The organism is Streptomyces sp. NPDC086989 (genome assembly GCF_044745505.1).
GTDB lineage: Bacteria > Actinomycetota > Actinomycetes > Streptomycetales > Streptomycetaceae > Streptomyces.
In genome coordinates, this window is the sequence record NZ_JBIVAL010000005.1 from 110,366 (window position 1) to 128,085 (window position 17,720).

Genomic DNA, 17,720 nt, shown 5'->3' on the forward strand with positions numbered 1-17,720 from the left:
GCCCGGTTCAGGAGAGTCCGCCGTGCCCTCGCACACCTTCACCGTCAACGGGCGGAGCGTCACCGTGGACGCGCCCGACGATCTGCCCCTGCTGTGGGTCCTGCGCGACCTGCTCGGCGTGCGCGGCCCCAAGTACGGCTGCGGCGTCGACGTCTGCAAGGCCTGCACCAGCCATCTCGACGGGGCGGACATCCGCCCGTGCGTGGTGCCCGTCTCCGCGTGCCACGGGAAGACCGTGACCACCATCGAGGGACTGGCGAACGGCGACGAGCTGCACCCCGTGCAGGAGGCCTGGCTCGAACAGGACGTCTCCCAGTGCGGCTTCTGCCAGCCCGGCCAGATCATGGCCGCGGTCGCCCTGCTCAAGCGGACGAGCACGCCCACCGACGAGGACATCGACGCGATCGCCAACATCTGCCGCTGCGGCACCTACTTCCGCATCCGTGAGGCCATCCGCAGCGCGGCCGCCCGGATGTGAGCGAGAGGGGCCCCGGCGACTCCCCCGTCGATGCCGGGGCCCGACCGCTCGTGGTCAAACGTAGGCGGGCGCCGGCCGGTCCGCAGGGTCCGCCCTGCACAGCGACCGGGCGGTACGGGTAACACTGGGCACAGTGTGTGCGCCGCGTGACCGAGCGCGGAAGCGACCCGGACCGGAAGGAGCCCGTCATCTCGCACCAACCGATCCCGCCCGCGGCGGCGCCGTCGTCCGCGGACCGCTCCCGCAGCCGGTCCGAGGACGTCCTCAAGCTGCACCGGCTCGCCCACTCCGGCGGCTCGGCCGCGGTCCTGGAGTGGCTCGCCGCCCGGCTGGGCGGCTGGACCGGCGTGGTCGAGGCCGGGGGTACGGCCGGTCCGGAACTCGCCGTCCGCGGGGCCGCGGAGCTGAGCGCCCGCGGCGTGCGCTCGGCCGTCCTGCACGGCGAGCGTTCGGCCGCGCTGCTGTTCGCGCTGGACGGGAGCCGCGCCCTGGCCGCGGTACTCGACCTGCCGCACCGTCCCGGGGCGTCCGCGCTCCTCGGGGACGCCGCCGCGGTGCTGGCCCTCGTCCTGCGCGCCGAGGAGGCCGAGCGGCGCGAGGAGCGGGCCGAGCGCGCCGAATCGCGGGCCCGCGAGGCCGTCCTGCACCTGCTGATGAACGGCGGGCTCTCCACCGCCCACCAGATCGCCGAGGCGCTGAGCCCCTCGCTGCCCGATCCGCTGCGGATGTACGTCGTGGAATGCCGGGCCGGGGCGCGCGGTGAGGTGGCCCGGCTCTTCGCGGAGCTGACGGGCGGCCGGGCCTGGACCGTGCGCTGCCCGGTGTACGTGCGCCACCTCATCGCCCTGGTCCCCGCCGGCCCGGCCGGCGCCGGTGGCGGGCACGACCCCCTCGCCGAGGCACTGGTGGGGCAGGCCCGGGAACGCGCGGTCGGGGTCAGCGGGCACCTGCGGCTGCGCGAGGCCCCGGCCGCCTACACCCAGGCCTTCCACGCCCTGGCCGTCGCCCGCGGCCGCGCCGGGCGGAACGCCCGCTTCGGCCCCGGGCCGGAGCTGGAGCTGGCCGCGCACGCGGCGGGCAGCCGCTGGGCCGAGGCGCTGCTCGCGCCCCTGCACGCGTACGAGCCGCGCCGCCCGCAGGACCCCGGCGCACAGGAGCTGCGGGCCACCGCCCACGCCTGGCTGAACTTCGGCCCGCACGCGACGCGGCTGCTGAAGGTCCACCGCAACACCCTGGCCAGCCGGCTGCGCCTGATCGAGGCGGTGCTCGGCACGGACCTCGCCAGGCTGCCCGAACAGGCGGCGCTCTCGCTCGCGCTGCGGCTGACCCCGGGCGGGGCGGACAACTCCCCGGGCGGCGCGGCCGGCGGTCCGGACGGTCCGGGTGCGCTGGACGCCGTACTGAGCCACCCCGACCTGGCGAGCTGGGCCCGCGCCCACCTGGAGCCGCTGACCGGGCCGGACGCCCCGCCCGGCGCCCGCGACACCGTGCGGGTCTGGCTGCGCAACGACGCCCACCTGGTTCCGGCGGCGGCCGCACTCGGCATCTCGGTGCCCGGCACCCGCAAGCGGCTGACCCGGATCGAGGCCCTGCTGGAGCGTTCGCTGCTGCAGTCGCCGAGCGCCCGCCACGACCTGTGGCTGGCTCACCGGGCCGAGGAACTGGCCGGGTCCGCGGTATGACACAGCCTCAAAAGGGAACATAGTGCATGAAATATGCACGATCATGCCGGGATGAGGCGTATCAATCTGAAGCGCGTGCTGGTGGGTGAACCGCTCGACACCGCACGACTGGGCGAGACCCTGTTGCCCAAACGGCTCGCGCTGCCGATCTTCTGCAGTGACCCGCTCTCCTCGGTGGCCTACGCCACCGAGGAGATCCTGCTGATCCTCGCCCTCGGCGGTGTCACGCTGCTCCACCTCGCCTGGTACGCGGCCGCCGCCATCGTCTTCCTGATGATCGTGGTCGTCGCCTCCTACCGGCAGACCTGCCACGCCTATCCCGGCGGCGGCGGTGCCTACGTCGTCAGCTCCGAGAACCTCGGCCAGACCGCCGCCCTGACGGCCGCCAGCGCACTGCTCGTCGACTACGTGCTGACCGTCGCCGTCTCCGTCGTCTCCGGCGTCGATGCGATCACCTCGGCCGTTCCCTCCCTCAGTGACCACGAAGTCGCGCTGTCGGTGGGGTTCGTGGTGCTGCTGATGCTGATGAACCTGCGCGGCGTACGGGAGTCGGGACGCATCTTCGCCGTACCGACCTACGGCTTCGTCCTCGTCATCTACCTCATGTTCGCCGTGGCGGCGGCCCGGCTCGCGACCGGTGAGACCATCCACGCCGAATCCGCCGACCTCCCGATCACCCCCGAGGGCACGTTCACCGGCCTCGGCCTGGTCCTCCTGGCCATGCGGGCCTTCGCCTCCGGCTGTACGGCCCTCACCGGCGTCGAGGCGATCAGCAACGGCGTGCCCGCCTTCCGCAAGCCCAAGAGCCGCAACGCCGCGAACACCCTGGCCGCGATGGGCGCCCTGTCGGTGACCATGTTCCTCGGCATCACCGTCCTCGCCATGGTGTACGAGGTGCACGTCGCCGCCGACCCGACGGAACTGGGCCTGCCGCCCGGCACCCCGATGTCCACCGCGCTCGCCCAGATCGGCCGCGCCACCTTCGGGAACTGGCACTTCCTCTTCTACCTGCTCCAAGCAGTCACCGCGGGCGTGCTGATCCTCGCCGCGAACACCGCCTTCAACGGCTTCCCGATGCTCGCCTCCATCCTGGCCAGGGACCGGTACGCGCCCCGCCAGCTCTTCAACCGCGGCGACCGGCTCGTCTACTCCAACGGCATCGTGCTGCTCGCCCTCGCCGCCATCGCCCTCATCGTGGCCTTCGACGCCCAGCTGACCCGCCTCATCCAGCTCTACATCATCGGCGTCTTCGTCTCCTTCACCCTCTCCCAGGCGGGCATGGTCCGGCACTGGCGACGGGAACTCGCCGCCCCGGACACGCCCCGGGACCAGCGCATCCACATCCACCGCAGGCTGGCGATCAACGCGGTCGGAGCCACCATGACCGCCGTCGTCCTCGTCATCGTGCTGATCACCAAGTTCACCCACGGCGCCTGGCTGGTCGTCATCGCGATGCCGGTGCTCTTCCTCGGCATGAAGGGCGTCCGCCGCCACTACGACCGGGTCTCCGCCCAGGTCGCCGTCGCCCCCGGGATCAAACCGCGCAGACCCTCCCGCCACCACGTACTCGTCCTGGTCGCCAACGTGCACGCCCCCACCCTGAAGGCGCTCGGCTACGCACAGGGACTGCGCCCGGACACCCTGACCGCCGTCACCGTCGCGGCCGACGAGGAGGACGCGCGCCGGCTGCGCGAGGCCTGGGCGGAGCACGACCCGGGCGTCCCGCTGAAGATCATGCACTCCCCGTACCGGGAGGTGGTCGGGCCCGTCCTCGCCCACGTGCAGGAACTGGCCGCCGCCGAGGGCACGGACGTGCTGTCCGTGGTGATCCCCGAGTACGTGGTGGGGCACTGGTGGGAGCAGCCCCTGCACAACCAGAACGCGCTCCGGCTCAAGGCCCGGCTGCTGTTCACCCCGGGGGTGGCGGTGATCGACGTACCGTACCTGCTGGAGTCGGCCCGGCGGGCCGTACCGCCCGAACCGGCGCAGGCGACGCAGTAGTCCCCCCGTTCACCCGCTCCGCCGCGCGCCCCGGCCGGCCGGCGGCTTCGCGTCGCCCGGTACGCCCGGCGCGGCGGATGTGGCCGGTGCGCCCGGCGCGGCGGATGAGGCCGTCGCGGCCGACGCGCCCGCTGCCCGCTGGAGCACCGCCGCATGGGCCAGCGCCAGCTCCACCACGTGCGCCGGGTCCGACAGCGTCCGGCCGGTCAGCTGCTCCAGGCGGCGCAGCCGGTTCGAGACGGTGTTGCGGTGGCAGTACAGCCGCTGGGCGGCGTACGTCGTCGAGCCCCGGCAGGTCAGCCAGGTGCCCAGCGTGGTCAGCAGCACCCGGCGGTCCTCGGCCGGCAACGCCAGTACCGGTCCCAGCACCACCTGCCGCAGCCGCCCCGCCAGTTCGGCCTGCGAGGCGACCAGCGCCGTCGGCAGCCGCTCGTCCAGCAGGGCGGTGCACGGACCGCCCGACGCCGGGACGGTGCGCAGCGCCAGCGCGGCCAGCCAGCGCGCCCTGGCCAGGTCGCCGGGGGCCTCCACCACCGGGCTGACCCCGGCCCGGGCCCCGAGCGGGCCGAGCAGCTCCCGTACGGACTCCAGCGGATGGTGGCCCAGCTCCAGCAGCCCGGTCTCCCCGTCGGCGCGGATCCGCCACAGCACGCGCGGGCCGTCGGCGCCCGGCTCACCGCCGATCCGGCCGGCCCCGCCCGCATCCGCGGTCCCGCCGGGGCCGGCCGTCCCGCCGGGGGCGAGGACGACGACCGCGAACCGGCCGCGCTCGGGAAGGCCCAGCTGCGCCGCAGCCTCCGAGGCCGCGGGGCCGTCCGAGGGGCCCGCACCGTCGAGCAGCGCGTCCAGCAGGGCCGCCCGGCGCTCCCGGTCGCGGTCGCAGCGCGCGGCCTGCGTGCGCCGGTACGCGTCGGCCACCGCGTCCGTCAGCTGGTCCAGTACGTCCCACAGCACGGCGGCGGCCGGCAGCAGCCGCGGCAGCGCGGCCGGGTCGTGCACGGCCACCGCCTCGTGGAGGTCCTGCCACACCAGGCGGCCGCCGCGCCGGTAGGTGCGCAGCAGCGAGGCGAGCGGCAGGCCCTGTTCGGCCCGGAGGACGCCGGTGGCCCGGGCGTCGGCGAGTTCCACGGGCAGTCCGCGGATGCCGCGGACCAGGCCGTCCACCGACTGCCGCAGGTTGCGGTGGATCCGCTCGCGCAGCTCGGCCCGCCCGAGCAGCGCGGCGTACGCGGGATCCTCGGCCAGCGTCCGGTCGGCGAGCCGGTCCGCCGTCACCGCGATGCGGCGGGACAGGTCCTCTCGTATCTCCTCGATGATCCGCTCCATGACGGGCAGAGTGACACGGGGGAGGGCGCGGTGGGGAGGGCCCGGACCGTCCCGCCTCCGCCGGCGGGCCCGGACCACTGCCTGCGGAGCGGCTCCAGCGCCGCGCTGCGCCACCGCCCGACACCCGCCACCCCCGCCCCCGGCTCACGCCGTCAGGGAACCACCCATGGGCCAGAACCCGGAGCGCCGTCCCGCGCTGCTCGACCCGTATGCGGGGGAGGGGCTCGTCGCCGCGTTGGTCGAACGCCTCCTCCCGGAGCGCCCGTGCACTGACTATGGTGCCGCCGGGGGAGTACCGGCACGACGCGAGGGGGCGGAGGAGACCGTGGAGACGACCGAGGGCACGCGCGACGGCATCCGGTGGCTGGCGGACTGGGACGGCTGGTACGTCGGCCTCACCTTCGCCCGGGGCGTACCACCGGGTGAACTCGCGCTGCGCCTCGGTGCGGTGCCGGGCGTCCGGCCCGGCCCGCTGGGCGCGCGGGACGCCTGGAGCCTGGCGGGCGAGACGATGGACGGCGACGGAGTCGCCCGGGTCGGGAGCTGGGCCGGCTGGTCCTTCGCCGTCGAGCACGGCCTGCCGGCCGGCGCGGAACGACTGGCCGAGGTCTCCCGGTCCGGCGCCGAGGCCGTCCACCTCGACCCCCAGCCGGACCACCCGCCCCGGCAGTTCGCGTACGCCCGCGACGGCGAGGTGGTGTGCTGCTTCGGCCTGGGCGAGGAGTGCTGGCGCGGCGGCCGCCAGCCCGACTTCCTGCTCCCGGAACTCGTCGCCGCCGGGCTCCTCGAACCGGACGGGACCCACGCCGGCCCCGAGGACGAACCCGGGGCGGAGCGCGACCGCCGCACCCTCGCCGTCCTCGAACACCGCTTCGCCCTGTCGCTGCCGCGCCGCCTGATCGAGGAGACCCCGCTCCCGGCCTTCGTGACGTGCACCCGGTAGCACCCGTGCCCCCGGCCCGGTCGCGTCCGGAGGGAGCGGGGACGGGGGCGTCGGTGATCTCATGTCCGGATGTGGCGAGTCAACTGGGATTGCGGGCGGTGAGCGACTTTCATGGGGGTGCCAGGACTCGCACCGGAGCAGGGGGAGTATGCATGGGCACCGACGGAAGCCAGAAGGACAGCGCACCCACCCTGATCGGTTCCGTGCAGCGGGCGCTGCGCCTGGTCGAGGCGATGTACGCCGAGGGCGGGGCGACGGCGAAACGGCTCGCGCGGGTCACCGGCATCCCCCTGCCCACCGTGTACCACCTGCTGCGCACCCTCAGCCACGAGGGGTACGTCGAGCGCGAGGGCGGCGCCTTCCGGCTCACGGACCACCTTCCGCTTGCCTCGTGAACTCCCGGTGCGCCCCTTGCCCGGCCGACGGCCGTGATCATCATTCGTGATCAGAAGTCGACTGGTTCCGGCCAAGCTGCCGCGCTGTTCCGTGCATGTTCCCGCGGAAAATGCCAGAAGCCCCTTCCGCGCTGGGGAACGTGAGTAAGTTCCCTCCTGTCGCGCCGTAGACCGTGCACTTCGCACGTCTGGCCGGGAGGGGAGCCCGCGTGCCCGGGATCGACGAATGCCTGCTCGAAGCCATGGCCCTGCCTGGTGCGCGGGGGGCCGCGCTGGTCGACTGGAGCAGCGGACTGGCCCTCGGCACCGCCGGGGACTCGCCCGTCGGAGACCACGAGACCACCGCTGCCGAGACCGCCGAGCTGGCCCGGGCGGCCGCCGAATACGAGTCCTTCGCCCAGCCGGGGACGGACACCGCACCGGGTGAGCTCCTGGGCCAGCCCGTGGAGGACCTGATCGTCACCACCCGCACCGGATACCACGTCCTCCGCTTCGTCGAGACCAGCTTCGACAGCAGCGTCTTCCTCCACCTCTGGCTGGACCGCGCCGACGGCAACCTCGCCCTCGCCCGGCACAGACTCCGTGCGCTCGCCGAGGAGCTGGTCCTCAGATGAACGGCACCCAGGTGGGTGGCCTCGCCACCGTCGCCGTCTCCCCGCTCCTGACCCGGCTGGCCGCCGAGCGCGCCACCGGCGCCCTGCTCCGCGACCGCGGCACGCTCTTCCTGGAGGACGGCCGAATAGTCCACGCCGAGAGCCCGGCCACCCCCGGCCTCGACGTCCTGCTCACCACCGGCGGCGGGCTCGCCCCCGAACGCTGGCGCGAGGCCGTGGACCGGGCCGGCGCCCGCCGCCAGGTCGCCCGCTTCCTCGTCGACAGCGGGGGCCTGGCCGGAGGCGAGCTGGAGATCTGCCATCTCGCCGCCATCTTCGACGCCGCCTTCTTCGCCCTGTCCCCGGGGACCGGGCCCTCCCGCTTCCGCCGCGGCGCCACCCACTGGATCGGGTCCGTCCGCTCGGTCCCGGCCGCCGCCGTGGAGCGCGAGACCCGCCGCCGGCGGGAGCTGCTCGACGCGGTGTGGCCCTACCCGCTGCTGGACACCTCCCCCGTGGTGCCCCGGGCCGCCGCCCCCGGCCAGACCGTCACCGCCCGCCAGCGGACCCTGCTGGCCCGCGCGAACGGGGTACGGACCCCCGCGGACCTCGCGTGGGTGCTGGGCCGGCCCGCGTTCCACACCCTGCTCGACGTACGGCGCCTCGCGGCGGCCGGACTGGTCGAGACCCCGCACGAACCGGCGCCGACACCGGTCGAAACGTCCCTGCCCGACTGGATGACCCAGACCCAATCCCCGGACGTGGCGCTGCTTCGCCGGTTACGCGACGCACTGGAGGCAAGCCTGTGAGGCTCCCGCTGCGACCGGCTCTGCGCTCCGAGCGCGCCGACCGCTCCGAGCGGAGGCAGCCCGAAAGGAGAAAGGCCGACATGAGCACGGCGATGGTGCCCCCCGAGGCCGAGGCCGACATACTCGCCGAGCTCCGCAGGCTGCGGGCCCGGGTCCCCCAGCTCACCGGCGCCCTCGCCGGCAGCGCGGACGGCCTCGTGCTCGCACAGGACAGCGCGGCCACCGAGGTGGAGTCCGTCGCGGCCCTGACCGCGGCCGCCCTCGGCGTGGCCCAGCGGCTCAGCGACACCACCGGCCAAGGCGGGTTCCGCGAGCTGCTGATCCGCGGCGAACACGGATACGTGGCGACGTACGCGGCCGGGGACGCCGCCGTCCTCACCCTCATAGCGGAGCCCCGCGTCAACGTCGGCCGGCTCCATCTGGAGGCCCGCCGCTCCAGCGTGCGGATAGCGGAGCTCATCGACCACATCCTCGGGCGCCGCGGACCCGAGGTGCCGCCCGTCCCGCCGCTGCCCCCCGTACCGCCCGTCCATCCCGGCGCGGACCGGTAGCCGGTCCGCGCACCCCGCCGGATCCGCCGGGGAATCCACACCCATACGAATCAGCCCACACCAGCACGCTTCATCTCACACCGTTACGTAACCACCCATATCAACCCGTACAAGCGGAAGAAGACAGAGGAGCCACTCATGGCCAACGTGGAGACCGCACTCAAGGAAGCCACCGCCACCATCGACGGCGCGATCGGTGCCGCCCTGGTCGACTACGACAGTGGCATGGCGCTCGGCACCATCGGCGGCGGCAAGGAACTCGACCTCCAGGTGGCCGCGGCCGGCAACACCGACGTGGTCCGCGCCAAGGTCCGCACCATGGACATGCTCGGCCTGAAGGAGGAGATCGAGGACATCCTGATCACCCTCGGGACCCAGTACCACCTGATCCGGTTGCTGAAGGGGCGGGGGAGCAAGGGCTTCTTCCTCTACCTCGCGCTCGACCGCGGTCGAGCCAACCTCGCCATGGCCCGACACCAGCTCAAGAAGATCGAGAACGAGCTCGAAGTCTGAGCGGACGTTCGGTCAGACCCCGACCTCCAGGTGGCGGGCGGCTGAATTCTTTGCCGTCCGCCTCGGGGCTGCAGGCCCTTATGTCCAGGATGGGGGGACTTTATCATCTCGTTACCGAGTAGGATGCTCTCATCACCTGATCATCGAAATAGCTTGAAACGCTGGAGAACTCGCTACCCATGCCCCCGCGCCTGAGCATCGTCGTCCCCGTCTACAACGTCGAGCTCTATCTCGACGAGTGCCTGGAGTCCATTGCAGCCCAGACGTTCGCCGACTTCGAGTGCATCCTCGTTGACGACGGGTCCACCGACACCAGCGCCGTCATCGCCAAGGCCTTCGCCGCGCGGGACAAGCGTTTCCGGGTCGTCATGCAGGAGAACGCCGGCCTCGGCGCCGCCCGCAACGTCGGCGCCCGCCACGCCTCCAAGGACAGCGAGTACCTGGCCTTCGTCGACAGCGACGACACGATGCCGGACTACGCTTACGAGCGCATGATCGCCGCACTCGACGAGACCGGCTCGGACTTCGCGGGCGGCAACGTGAAGCGCTTCCGCTCCGTCGGCATGCAGCAGTCCTGGGGCCACCGGGCCGCGTTCGCCAAGACCCAGCTGAAGACCCACATCTCCAAGTTCCCGGCGCTGGTCACCGACCGCACCGCCTGGAACAAGGTCTACCGGCGCACCTTCTGGGACGAGCACGGCTTCCAGTACCCCGAGGGCATCCTCTACGAGGACGCCCCCGTCAGCATCCCGGCGCACTACTTCGCCTCCAGCGTCGACATCCTCAGCGACTGCGTCTACCACTGGCGCGTCCGCGAGACCGGGGAGCGCTCCATCACCCAGCGCTCCACCGACCCGGTCTCCCTGATCGACCGCGTGACCTCCGTCCGCCTGGTCCGCGAGGCCCTCAAGGCCAAGGAGGGCGCCAAGTACGTCCGCTACCTGCGCGACTACGACTACAACGTGCTGAGCGAGGAGCTCCCGCTCATCTACAAGTACGTCGGCGAAGGCGGGGCCGACTTCCGCGCCGCCTTCGTCAAGGAGGTCGGCGGCCTCGTCCGCGAGATCGGCACCGGCCCCTGGTCCGACCTGACCGTCGCCGACCGCCTCAAGGCGTACCTGGCCGGCGAAGGCCGCGTCGAGGACTTCATCGCCCTCACCCAGCACCAGAGCGACTACTCGTACAGCGTTCCGGTCAAGGGCCTGGCCCGCCCGCAGGCCGACTACCCGTTCCTGCACGGCCGTCCGCCGGTCCCCGCCAAGATCCTCACCCTCGGCCCGCGCGAGCGCCGCGTCGTCAGCCGCCTGGAGCAGGCCGTCTGGAGCGACGGCAAGCTGCTGCTGCGGGGCTACGCCGTACCCGGCCACCTCGGCGCGGAAAGCCGCCTCGGCTCGCGCAAGATATTGGTGTTCCGTGAGGGCGGCAAGCGACGCCGCACCGTCGTCAGCACTCGCACGGTCGCCTCCCCGATGGCCACCGTCAACGCCCCGCACCTCGCCCTGCGGCACGCCGACTGGGCCGGCTTCACCGCCGTGGTCGACCCCACCGTCTTCCAGTCGGGCGGCAAGTGGACCGACGGCATATGGACCACGTCCATCGCCGTCACCGGCGCCGGCGGCCTGCACCGCGCCCGCCTCAAGGGCGGCGAGTCCGACAGCGGCCAGAACCCGCCCGCCCACTGGGTCGCCCCGGACGTCCGCATCGTCCCGAACTCCACCGGTGCCCTCACCATCCAGGTCGAGACCGTCCGGGCCCGCGCCCTCGACGTCCGGCCGGCCGGCGACGACGCCGTCGAGGTGATCGGCGAGCTCTCCGCCGAGATCGGCGCCGGCGCGACCCTGCGCGCCGAGCACGTCTCCACCGGCACCGTCCTCACCCTCCCGGTCGAGACCGACGCCGCCGTCGCGGGCGGGCGGCTCCCGTTCACCGTGCGCGTACCGCTGGCCGACCTGGCCGCCGTACCGGACGCCCCGTGCGAGCCCGGGCAGTGGACCCCCGAGCCGTGGAGCATGACCGTCGTCGCCGCGGACGGTTCCGAGCACCGGCTCGCGCACGACGAGCGCGGCGGCTTCGCCGGCCTCGTCGTGCCCCTGACCGGCGGGGAGACCGGCCGCTCCCTCTTCGCCAAGCGCGGCAACACCGGACACCTGACCCTCTCTGTGCAGCCCTCGCCGCCGCTGGTCGACTCGGTCGCGAGCCAGGACGGCACCCTCACCCTGAAGGGCCGCTTCGTCGCGCCCACCGACGAGCCCTACGAGCTGGTCCTGCACGACGCGCACGGCACCGAGTTCAGCTACCCCGTCACCCGGGACGGCGACCGCTTCGAGTCCACCTTCGAACCCGTCCTCCCCGAGCCCTACGCCGGCCGCACCACGCTGCCCCAGGGCCGCTGGTGGCCCACGCTGCGCCCGCTCGCCCAGGGCGGCACCACCGCGGGCCTGCTCGGCGTCGACCGCGGGGCGCCGGTGCAGTTCGCACCCACCGCCCTGCACGCGGGACCGCACGCCCTGACCGTGCTGGGCCGCCGGATGCGGGTCGAGGCCCGCTTCTACGACCGCATGGTGCTCGTCGCCGACCCGATGCTCAGCCCGCACGACCGGACCCGGTACGCGCAGCGCGTCACCCGGTACGAGACCTACCCCGCGCAGCGCGCCCTGCCGGTCAAGGACATCGTCGTCTACGACACCCACCAGGGGAACGGCGCAGGCGACTCGCCGCGCGCCATCCACGACGAGCTGGTGCGGCGCGGCGAGAAGCTGGACCACGTCTGGCTCGTCCGCGACGGCCGTGCCGAGGTCCCCGCGACCGCCCGCGCCGTCCAGTACGACAGCGCCGAGGCCTGGGAGGTCCTGGCCCGGGCCCGCTACTACGTCGTGAACGACAACGTGCCGCGACGCTTCGAGCGCCGCGCCGGCCAGATCGTCGTCCAGACCTGGCACGGAACGCCGATCAAGGAGATCGGCCACGACTTCATCCACGACTACTACACGAGCCCCGACGTCCTGGAGGGCCTGGAGCACGACAGCGCCCAGTGGTCGCTGCTCGCCTCCCCGAGCTCCTACGCGACGCCGATCCTCAAGCGGGCCCTCGGCTACCAGGGCGAGGTCATCGAGTCCGGCGCCCCCCGCGCCGACGCGCTCGTCAAGCCCGACGCGCAGCGGATCGCGGAGGTCCGCCGCCGGCTCGGCCTGCCCGAGGGCAAGAAGGTCGTCCTCTACATGCCGACCTGGCGCGAGAACCGCGAGGGCTGGTCGGGCGGCTACAAGCTCGACCTCCAGATCGACCTGGACGCGGCGCGGCGCGAGCTCGGCGAGGACCACGTCCTCCTGGTCCGCGGCCACCACCACGTGACCGAGCAGGTCCGGGACAACGTGCGCGACGGCTTCGTCGTCGACGTGTCCCGCTGGCCCGACGCGACGGACCTGCTGCTCGTCGCCGACGTGCTGATTTCGGACTACTCCTCGGCGCTGTTCGACTTCGCGCTGACCGACCGGCCGATCCTGCTCTTCACGTACGACCTGGAGCACTACCGGAGCACGCTGCGCGCCTTCAACTTCGACCTGACGGAGAAGGCTCCCGGCCCGCTGCTGTACGACTCGGCGAGCCTGATCGAGGCCGTGCGGGGCGCGGACGCGGTCGGGGCGGAGTACAAGGAGGCCCGTGCCGCCTTCCGCGCCGAGTTCTGTGACCTGGACGACGGCGCCGCCGCCGAGCGCGTCGTCGACCGGATGCTCGCGATGGGGGCCAAGCCCTCGGCGTAAGCCGTTGGAGTGCATTCAGGACGCGTGACGCAACGGCCCCGGGCCCACCGATGAATTTCGGGCCCGGGGCCGGTCTGTATGGGGGAGCGGGCGGTGCGCCACCGCCCGCACCCGACCACGCACCCGCCTGGAGGCAGTCATGAGCAGCAGCAGCGGATTCACCACGTGCCTGTGGTTCGACGGCAACGCGGAAGAGGCCGCCGACCACTACCTGTCCGTCTTCAAGGACGGGAAGATCGGGCGGATCGGCTACTACAACGAAGCCGGACCCGGGCCGGCCGGCGAGGTGATGGTCGTCGAATTCGAGATCAACGGCCAGAAGTTCATCGGTCTCAACGGCGGCCCCCAGTTCCCCTTCACCGAGGCGATCTCGTTCCAGATCCACTGCGCCGACGAGGAGGAGGCGGACTACTACTACGACGCCCTCACGAAGGACGGCGGCGAGGAGTCCGCCTGCGGCTGGGTCAAGGACAAGTTCGGGGTGTCCTGGCAGGTCATCCCGCCCGGCGCCATCGACCTGATCTCCGACCCGGACCCGAAGCGGGCCGCCGCCGCCACCGCCGCCATGATGAAGATGAAGAAGCTGGACGCGGCGGAGATGCGACGGGCGGCCGACGCGGCGTAGCCCGAGCAGGGCCGGACACGGGTCTCAGGCCGGGCCCCGGCCGGCGATGCGGGACAGCAGCGCCGGGAGGGCGGTTCCGATCGGCTCGCGGATGACCTCCTCGGCGAGCGAGTCGTACGGGGTCTCCTCGGCGTTCACGATGATCAGGCGGGCCCCCGCCTCGGCGGCCATCGCGGCCAGTGAGGCGGCGGGCTGCACCTGGAGCGTCGTCCCCACCGCGATGAACACGTCGCAGCCCTTGGCCACGGCCACGGCCTGCCGCAGCACCTCCGGATCGAGCCGCTCGCCGAACATCACCGTCGCCGACTTGAGGATCCCGCCGCAGACCGAACAGGCGGGATCGGGCTCGCCCGCGGCGACCCGGGCCAGCGCCTCGTCCATTCCCGACCGGGCGTGGCAGGCCGTGCACACCACCGCCCGGGCGGTCCCGTGCAGTTCGAACACCTTGCGCGGCGGCATCCCGGCGAGCTGGTGCAGTCCGTCCACGTTCTGCGTGATCACCCGGACCGGGGTGCCGCCGCGCTCCAGTTCCGCCACGGCCAGATGCGCGGCATTCGGCCGCGCCCCGAGGGAGCCGATCTCGGCACGCATCAGCCAGGAGCGGCGCCGGACCTCCGGATCCGCCATGTAGTACGCGTACGTGACGAGCTTCTCCGCCTCGGGATCGCGGCGCCACAACCCCTGCGGCCCCCGATAGTCCGGAATCCCGGAATCGGTGGACATCCCGGCCCCACTGAACACTGCGACGAGCGGCTTCCCCATGCCCCGACCCTACGTACCGGCGGGCGGGAGCCGCGAGCGAATTGGCCGCGGCGGGGGCGCGGCCCGCCCGTCCGGCACGAAACCCCGCGTCTCGTGCGGTGAATCCCGCCCCCCACAGGAGTGAGATCCACGCTCCACACCCGCCCACGCGGACGCCGGGCGGTTACACATCCCGCATGAAGATCACGCCGTACAGCCTCGGTGCCCTGCTGCTGCCCCTGCTCGCGCTGCCGGCTCCGACCCCTGCCGTCGCCCACCCCACCCCGGTCGCCGCCCACCACCGGCACAGCGCCGCAGCCATCAGCGCCTTCCTCACCTCCTTCTACGGCCACCACGGCCCCTCCGACCTCGACCGGGAGTTGCGCATCTCGCAGCAGCTCAAGGACAAGCAGGCTCACACCCCGCTGTCCGACGTCCTGCTCTGCGCGCAGAACGAACCCGAGGACATCGCCATCGGCACGGTCACCGTCGCCCAGGCGGCCGGCGTCGGCTGGGCGACGGTCACCACCCACTGGGGCGACGACCGCACGGACACGTTCACCGCGTACGTGCGCCTCGACTCCCGGCCGATCAAGCTCGATGACGTGATCTGCGCGGGCTGACCCCCCGTACGCCGTCTGGTACAACACCGGACATGACGGTATTCGAGATCACCGGCGCGAGCATCGCCGACATGGAACTCATCCGTACCTGGGCCGACGAGGAGGGGTGGAACCCGGGGGACTCCGACCGCTTCGCGTTCGCCGTCGCCGATCCGGCCGGCTTCCTCGTCGGCCGGCTCGACGGCGAACCGGTGGCCTGCGTCTCGGCCGTGCGGTACGGCTCCGGCTTCGGTTTCATCGGCTTCTACATCGCCCACCCGTCCGTCCGCGGCCAGGGTTACGGGATACGGCTGTGGCAGGCCGCCATGGAGCGGCTCGAAGGGCGGCTCGTCGGCCTGGACGGGGTCGTCGACCAGCAGGACAACTACCGCAAGTCCGGTTTCCGTCCGGCCTGGAACAACGTCCGGTACGAGGGCGTGCCGCGGGCGGGCGGCACGGGCCCCGCAGGAGCGGGCGCCGGAGCGGGCGCGGGCGGGTTCGAGGTGGTCGACGCCGCGTCGCTGCCGTTCGCGCTGCTCGCCGCCTACGACCGCCGGTTCTTCCCCGAGACGCGCCACGCCTTCCTGGCCGCCTGGATCGGACTGCCCGGCCGCACCGCCCTCGCCGCCGTCCGCGGCGGGCGGATCGAGGGCCTCGGCGTGATCCGGCCCTGCAGCGGAGCCTCCCGGATCGGCCCGCTGTACGCCGCCACCCCCGAGATCGCGGCCGCCCTGCTGCACCGGCTCGCGGAGCACACCCCCGACGGGGTGGTCGCCGTCGACGCGCCCGACGCGAATCCGGCGGCCACCGCCCTGCTGGCCGGACTGGGGCTGGTCCCCACGTTCGAGGCCGCCCGGATGTACACGGGCCCCGCCCCGGAGGTCGAGCTGGCGGAGCTGTACGGCGTGGCGAGCCTCGAACTGGGCTGACGGGCTGACGGGCTGACGGGCGGACGGCCCGCGGGATGCCGGGCGGCGGTCGCACGACGCCGCCCGGCCGGTGGCGTCGTCGCGGGTCAGAAGCCGAACAGCGCGCCGCTGGTGTGCCGCAGGCCGCAGGGGTTGCCGAAGGTGTAGGAGTAGCTCATTCGCCGGCCCTGCCACACACCGACCGCGGACACCGTCATCGGATTCCACTCCCGGGTACAGTCGACGCCCGCTCCGGGTGCGGCGACGGCATCCAACTGGGTGGCGTGGGACCTCAGTTCGGCACACGCGGCGGCCGGGGACGGGTGCGTCCCGCCCGGAGCCGGCGCACACACGAGCGTCACCGCGCGCAGCACCGTGCCGTGCGCGGCGTCCTCCCCGGCCGTGACGCTCAGCACGAGGGCGGACGGTGCGTACAGGCTCTCCGCACCGGACGGTGCGGCGTCGGCAGCTCCGGGCCAGGCCAGGGCCGTGAGGGCGGTGAGCGCCATGGCGGCGGAACCGAGGCCGAGACCCTTTGCGATGGACCGCATTTCGAACTCCCTTGAGTGGTTGTTTCGGATAGCGGACAGGAGTCTTGCCGACACGGACCGTGAACGCCCGTTCGTACCCTCATTTCTCGTCACCGATCGTGAGCGAATGTATGCAGACCGCAGCGGTGCGGACCGTGCTGACCTGTGGGGGAGCGGATCGGCGAATCGGCCGAACACACGCGCTGAAACATGCCCCGGGGCGGCTCCGGCCCCGCCCCGGGGACTGCGCCGGCCCTCCTAGCGGGTGGTCGTGATGCGGGGCGCGTACAGGTCGATCAGGCGGGTGCGGGTCTGCTGGAGGCGCAGCGCGAGCACGCGCCCGACCCAGTGGCCGATGGCGGAGCCGAAGGCGGGGTCGGCGTCCATCAGCATGCGGACGGCGGTCGCGTCGAACTCGTAGGAGCGCACCGGGGTCATCGCCTCCGCGCTCAGCTGCCAGACGTACGGAGGAAAGAGCCAGGACCAGCCGACCAGTTCACCGGGGCCGAGGTTCTCGACGGGGGCGGGTTGGCGGCCGGGCAGCGGGACCTGGAGCGTCACCGTGCCCGAACGCATGATCCAGAAGGCCTCGGCGCGCGCACCCTCCTCGAAGATCCTCGCGCCCTCGGCGAAGTTGACCTCGCGGGCCTGCGACATGAGCCGTCCGCGATGTTCGGCGGAGAGCACGGCGGCGATGCGGATGGGGGAAGGTGTGCTCACGACGGCCTCCGATCAGGGCCCCCCGCTACCCCCAGTGTCGCCGACATCCGCCCGAATCCGAGCGCGGCGCATCACCCGGTGTCCGGAGTACACCACGGGCGGCCCCGCACACCGCCGCCGGGGGCACCGGCACCGACTCCCCGACCTCCGCAGACGGGATCGGCCCTCGGCGTCAGTCCTCGGCGTTGGCCTCCAGGCAGGCCAGCTCCATCGCGTCGAGGACCGCCTCGTGGCTGCGCCGGCTCAGCTCGGCGACGTTCTCGATCTGCGCCGTGGCCCAGGCCGCCAGGGTCATCACCAGGACGCGCAGCCCGTCGGTGCCGTGCTCGGCCAGGATCGCGTCGGCGACGATCATCGCGTCCTCGGGCACCTGCTCCGGCGGCTCCAGTCCGGCGAGACCGCGGAGCATGGTGAGGGTGCGGCGGGAGATCTCCGGCGTCATCCTCGCCAGCCGCATGTCCTCTTCTTCGTCCATCCGCCCCACCCTCCCGTGCGTTCCCGGCCCCCTCAGGGCACGGTAGGCGCTGACGGCCCCGCGCGGG

Annotated in this window: 17 protein-coding genes and 1 pseudogene; 13 read left to right on the plus strand and 5 right to left on the minus strand. The window is 73.0% G+C overall.

Going from position 1 to position 17,720, the window contains the following annotated elements:
* Window positions 1–22: 22 nt before the first annotated feature.
* From ACIPK4_RS13275 to ACIPK4_RS13285, 3 genes are all read left to right on the plus strand, one after another.
* Window positions 23–478, plus strand: a complete 456-nt coding sequence (locus tag ACIPK4_RS13275; RefSeq protein WP_402312028.1) for a (2Fe-2S)-binding protein — start codon at window positions 23–25, stop codon at window positions 476–478.
* A 146-nt stretch (window positions 479–624) separates the two neighbouring features.
* On the plus strand, window positions 625–2,160 hold the full coding sequence (locus tag ACIPK4_RS13280; protein ID WP_402312030.1) for a helix-turn-helix domain-containing protein: 1,536 nt from the start codon (window positions 625–627) through the stop codon (window positions 2,158–2,160).
* Between the two features lie 51 nt (window positions 2,161–2,211).
* On the plus strand, window positions 2,212–4,161 hold the full coding sequence (locus tag ACIPK4_RS13285; protein WP_402312032.1) for an APC family permease: 1,950 nt from the start codon (window positions 2,212–2,214) through the stop codon (window positions 4,159–4,161).
* Window positions 4,162–4,170: 9 nt separating this feature from the next.
* Here ACIPK4_RS13285 and ACIPK4_RS13290 read toward each other — a convergent pair whose 3' ends face one another.
* On the minus strand, window positions 4,171–5,487 hold the full coding sequence (locus ACIPK4_RS13290) for a helix-turn-helix domain-containing protein (protein ID WP_402312035.1): 1,317 nt from the start codon (window positions 5,485–5,487) through the stop codon (window positions 4,171–4,173).
* Window positions 5,488–5,653: 166 nt separating this feature from the next.
* Between ACIPK4_RS13290 and ACIPK4_RS13295 the strand changes: the two genes are divergently transcribed.
* From ACIPK4_RS13295 to ACIPK4_RS13330, 8 genes and pseudogenes are all read left to right on the plus strand, one after another.
* Complete coding sequence (locus ACIPK4_RS13295; RefSeq protein WP_402312038.1) at window positions 5,654–6,430, plus strand: DUF6461 domain-containing protein; 777 nt, start codon at window positions 5,654–5,656, stop codon at window positions 6,428–6,430.
* 152 nt (window positions 6,431–6,582) lie between these two features.
* Window positions 6,583–6,798 (plus strand): annotated as a pseudogene (locus tag ACIPK4_RS13300) (helix-turn-helix domain-containing protein); the annotation flags it as partial.
* A gap of 236 nt (window positions 6,799–7,034) precedes the next feature.
* The gene (locus tag ACIPK4_RS13305) at window positions 7,035–7,439 is read left to right on the plus strand and encodes a hypothetical protein (RefSeq protein ID WP_402312041.1); all 405 of its coding nucleotides are present in this window, start codon (window positions 7,035–7,037) and stop codon (window positions 7,437–7,439) included.
* Complete coding sequence (locus ACIPK4_RS13310; protein ID WP_054220870.1) at window positions 7,436–8,227, plus strand: DUF4388 domain-containing protein; 792 nt, start codon at window positions 7,436–7,438, stop codon at window positions 8,225–8,227. The genes ACIPK4_RS13305 and ACIPK4_RS13310 overlap by 4 nt, the downstream gene beginning before the upstream one ends.
* Window positions 8,228–8,307: 80 nt before the next feature.
* On the plus strand, window positions 8,308–8,778 hold the full coding sequence (locus ACIPK4_RS13315) for a roadblock/LC7 domain-containing protein (protein ID WP_402312044.1): 471 nt from the start codon (window positions 8,308–8,310) through the stop codon (window positions 8,776–8,778).
* Between the two features lie 138 nt (window positions 8,779–8,916).
* On the plus strand, window positions 8,917–9,291 hold the full coding sequence (locus ACIPK4_RS13320) for a hypothetical protein (RefSeq protein ID WP_054220871.1): 375 nt from the start codon (window positions 8,917–8,919) through the stop codon (window positions 9,289–9,291).
* A gap of 179 nt (window positions 9,292–9,470) precedes the next feature.
* Window positions 9,471–13,052: a CDP-glycerol glycerophosphotransferase family protein gene (locus tag ACIPK4_RS13325; protein WP_402312046.1), complete on the plus strand. Its 3,582-nt coding sequence runs from the start codon at window positions 9,471–9,473 to the stop codon at window positions 13,050–13,052.
* Window positions 13,053–13,191: 139 nt separating this feature from the next.
* Window positions 13,192–13,677, plus strand: coding sequence for a VOC family protein (locus ACIPK4_RS13330; protein ID WP_402312048.1), 486 nt, complete (start codon window positions 13,192–13,194; stop codon window positions 13,675–13,677).
* Window positions 13,678–13,701: 24 nt separating this feature from the next.
* On the opposite strand, the gene ACIPK4_RS13335 is transcribed toward ACIPK4_RS13330, so the two are convergent.
* A complete protein-coding gene (locus ACIPK4_RS13335) occupies window positions 13,702–14,439 on the minus strand; it encodes an SIR2 family NAD-dependent protein deacylase (protein ID WP_402312051.1) in 738 nt (245 codons plus the stop codon).
* 176 nt (window positions 14,440–14,615) lie between these two features.
* On the opposite strand from ACIPK4_RS13335, the gene ACIPK4_RS13340 reads away from it, so the two are divergent.
* Complete coding sequence (locus tag ACIPK4_RS13340; protein ID WP_402312054.1) at window positions 14,616–15,041, plus strand: hypothetical protein; 426 nt, start codon at window positions 14,616–14,618, stop codon at window positions 15,039–15,041.
* 32 nt (window positions 15,042–15,073) lie between these two features.
* Window positions 15,074–15,949 carry a GNAT family N-acetyltransferase gene (locus tag ACIPK4_RS13345; RefSeq protein ID WP_402312056.1) on the plus strand — a complete coding sequence of 292 codons (876 nt, stop codon included), beginning with the start codon at window positions 15,074–15,076 and terminating at the stop codon, window positions 15,947–15,949.
* Window positions 15,950–16,035: 86 nt separating this feature from the next.
* Here the strand turns inward: ACIPK4_RS13345 and ACIPK4_RS13350 are convergent, their stop codons facing one another.
* The 3 genes from ACIPK4_RS13350 to ACIPK4_RS13360 form a co-directional block, all read right to left on the minus strand.
* On the minus strand, window positions 16,036–16,479 hold the full coding sequence (locus ACIPK4_RS13350) for an SSI family serine proteinase inhibitor (protein WP_402312057.1): 444 nt from the start codon (window positions 16,477–16,479) through the stop codon (window positions 16,036–16,038).
* A gap of 237 nt (window positions 16,480–16,716) precedes the next feature.
* The gene (locus ACIPK4_RS13355; RefSeq protein ID WP_376195755.1) at window positions 16,717–17,178 is read right to left on the minus strand and encodes a cyclic nucleotide-binding domain-containing protein; all 462 of its coding nucleotides are present in this window, start codon (window positions 17,176–17,178) and stop codon (window positions 16,717–16,719) included.
* Between the two features lie 172 nt (window positions 17,179–17,350).
* On the minus strand, window positions 17,351–17,653 hold the full coding sequence (locus ACIPK4_RS13360; protein WP_366102914.1) for a hypothetical protein: 303 nt from the start codon (window positions 17,651–17,653) through the stop codon (window positions 17,351–17,353).
* Window positions 17,654–17,720 lie beyond the last annotated feature (67 nt).

Excerpts from the sequence above, each read along its gene's own strand:
- ACIPK4_RS13345 (WP_402312056.1), top strand. The coding sequence starts at position 15,074 with ATGACGGTATTCGAGATCACCGGCGCGAGCATCGCCGACATGGAACTC.
- ACIPK4_RS13290 (WP_402312035.1), bottom strand. The coding sequence starts at position 5,487 with ATGGAGCGGATCATCGAGGAGATACGAGAGGACCTGTCCCGCCGCATC.
- ACIPK4_RS13360 (WP_366102914.1), bottom strand. The coding sequence starts at position 17,653 with ATGGACGAAGAAGAGGACATGCGGCTGGCGAGGATGACGCCGGAGATC.
- ACIPK4_RS13320 (WP_054220871.1), top strand. The coding sequence starts at position 8,917 with ATGGCCAACGTGGAGACCGCACTCAAGGAAGCCACCGCCACCATCGAC.
- ACIPK4_RS13335 (WP_402312051.1), bottom strand. The coding sequence starts at position 14,439 with ATGGGGAAGCCGCTCGTCGCAGTGTTCAGTGGGGCCGGGATGTCCACC.
- ACIPK4_RS13310 (WP_054220870.1), top strand. The coding sequence starts at position 7,436 with ATGAACGGCACCCAGGTGGGTGGCCTCGCCACCGTCGCCGTCTCCCCG.
- ACIPK4_RS13325 (WP_402312046.1), top strand. The coding sequence starts at position 9,471 with ATGCCCCCGCGCCTGAGCATCGTCGTCCCCGTCTACAACGTCGAGCTC.
- ACIPK4_RS13330 (WP_402312048.1), top strand. The coding sequence starts at position 13,192 with ATGAGCAGCAGCAGCGGATTCACCACGTGCCTGTGGTTCGACGGCAAC.
- ACIPK4_RS13350 (WP_402312057.1), bottom strand. The coding sequence starts at position 16,479 with ATGCGGTCCATCGCAAAGGGTCTCGGCCTCGGTTCCGCCGCCATGGCG.
- ACIPK4_RS13340 (WP_402312054.1), top strand. The coding sequence starts at position 14,616 with ATGAAGATCACGCCGTACAGCCTCGGTGCCCTGCTGCTGCCCCTGCTC.
- ACIPK4_RS13295 (WP_402312038.1), top strand. The coding sequence starts at position 5,654 with ATGGGCCAGAACCCGGAGCGCCGTCCCGCGCTGCTCGACCCGTATGCG.
- ACIPK4_RS13285 (WP_402312032.1), top strand. The coding sequence starts at position 2,212 with ATGAGGCGTATCAATCTGAAGCGCGTGCTGGTGGGTGAACCGCTCGAC.
- ACIPK4_RS13315 (WP_402312044.1), top strand. The coding sequence starts at position 8,308 with ATGAGCACGGCGATGGTGCCCCCCGAGGCCGAGGCCGACATACTCGCC.